At 59.1% G+C, this 665-nt stretch carries 2 protein-coding genes; one reads left to right on the plus strand and one right to left on the minus strand.

Features of this window, described 5'->3' with window-relative positions:
* A partial coding sequence (locus HV670_RS30755) for a hypothetical protein (protein WP_217478567.1) occupies window positions 1–194 on the plus strand: 194 nt, incomplete at its 5' end.
* Here the strand turns inward: HV670_RS30755 and HV670_RS30290 are convergent.
* A partial coding sequence (locus tag HV670_RS30290) for an SPASM domain-containing protein (RefSeq protein WP_175108583.1) occupies window positions 189–665 on the minus strand: 477 nt, incomplete at its 5' end. The two genes, HV670_RS30755 and HV670_RS30290, sit on opposite strands and share 6 nt — an antisense overlap.

Here is a 665-nt window from a genome sequence, read left to right on the forward strand (position 1 = left end):
TCGCCCCAAAGAATCAGGATATTCGGTTGCTTTGTCGCCATGATTGCTTCCACTCCTTTCAGATAGGGCCCGGTCGCAAGCCGGGCGAAGAGGCTGCATCAATCACCGAACTGAGCCAGTATGTCGCTCGCTGGTCCCTGCTCTGCGAGGATGTAACGGCCAGCGACGTCTTTGGGCACCCCCTTTCATCATGAGGCGCGCTGCTCCTTGCTGCTCGCCGGGTCAAACGACCGACGCGGTGCGTTATTACCGTGGCAGAATCTGAATTTCCTGCCGCTGCCGCACGGACAGGGCGCATAAGGGCCGCGCCGTTTATCTTCGATTGCGGTAATCGCCATCACGTCAGACGGAGGCCGGCCATCGTGAAGGAGTTTGACCATGGTCTCCATCGCATGGCGCGATTGGGTGAAGAACAACTCGAGGCCGGAGCACAGATAGTTCTGCCCCGCCTCGCCGTCCCGCGATAGCGCAAAGCGGTCCTTCGGACATCCGCCATTGCACAGCGCCCTCACTTCGCAGCTCCTGCACTGGGCCGTAAGCGAGTCGCGCTTGTCCAGTCCAAACTTACGCTGTTCGGGCGACGCCATGAGCTTGAGCATGTGCGTTTCGTGAATATTGCCCAACCGGTATCCGGGTTCGACAAAGTGATCGCAGCAATACAGATC

It is taken from the genome of Pararobbsia alpina (genome assembly GCF_902859895.1).
Taxonomy (GTDB): domain Bacteria; phylum Pseudomonadota; class Gammaproteobacteria; order Burkholderiales; family Burkholderiaceae; genus Pararobbsia; species Pararobbsia alpina.